The sequence below is a fragment of the Microcystis sp. M49636_WE2 genome (assembly GCF_030065375.1).
Classification (GTDB): domain Bacteria; phylum Cyanobacteriota; class Cyanobacteriia; order Cyanobacteriales; family Microcystaceae; genus Microcystis; species Microcystis aeruginosa_C.
In genome coordinates this window covers 1-1,086 of the sequence record NZ_JASJFG010000698.1, presented here as the reverse complement: position 1 = coordinate 1,086, position 1,086 = coordinate 1, and the positions used below count along the sequence as shown (strand labels likewise).

The window sequence follows — 1,086 nt, the reverse complement described above, 5'->3', positions numbered from 1 at the left end:
CTTGGCTGTCTATATTTTAACCAATAAATTGCTGTATTGCAAGCATAGTCAGCTTTTAAAGATAAATTATTGTTTTATTGGTCAGCAATAATTGTCTGTTTTTTCTTTAATTTTACATGACAAGTTCGGAAGAGCCAAAATACTTAAATGTAACAAAAAAATACATAAGTCGGCAGGTGTAATTAAATATCAGACTTATCGAGGTTGAATTGAGCCACGAAACCCACAACCAGCATAGGTGATCAACTGGACTAACCTATATTACAAATCATTAAGCCGATTGACAGCCTTTCTGAGCATTCTCAATGAAGTGTAACCTAATTTGCTATCGACGACCGACTCCCCAAAACCAGAGACTTTGTACCTCACCATTAAGATAACTGCTATCAAAACGCGGATATCACTGCCAATAGAGTTCGGTTTTACTGTTATGGGATGAGCATTAACGGGGGTACTATTCTAGGTAAGGAATTTGTATCTAGTCAGTGATGAAGACGATGTTAAAGGGGTCTTTACCGAAATTAAGCGATATTTTCCCGCCGACTGACCATCAGGACCGGGAAACCTTCACCCCCAATGCTTTTTATCCTAATTTATCAGAATGGCTCAAGCGCTCGCAACTGAAAGCGGAAAGTGAGTGGTTCGCAGCGATCGCCGCTTTAGAAAATATCTTATTACAAAACCAAAATAATGCTGCCGCCAGTCGGGGTTTAATTCTCTCCGGTCCGACGGCTTTAGTCAGAGAAAGCAAGGCTTTAACGGGTTTTGAATTTGGTGTTTTTACCGTTAAAGCTTTAAAACATTTACAATGGCTGGGTTTGCAATTGCCTTCTCAGGAAAAATCCGCCGCCGATATTTCCCCGACGGAGATTCATGAATTGCCTCTCTTGCCAACGGATCCGATTGCTAATGAAAGATTTTGTCTGGTTTTTAGCGAAAGTTTCTCTCTTTTGCTGGTTTTAGGCGAGGATCAGTGGGGTTTGTCCTCTTTTCAATTTTCCTTTGATCCCGTCCTCACTCAGCAAGCCTGGCAGCAGTTGCGGCAACGATTAGTTAATCTGCGTTATCCGCAAATCGGGACTTTAG

1 pseudogene is annotated in these 1,086 nt (G+C 41.2%); it reads left to right on the top strand.

Going from position 1 to position 1,086, the window contains the following annotated elements:
* Positions 1-497: 497 nt before the first annotated feature.
* A pseudogene (locus PX484_RS16035) lies at positions 498-1,086 on the top strand (sensor histidine kinase); the annotation flags it as partial.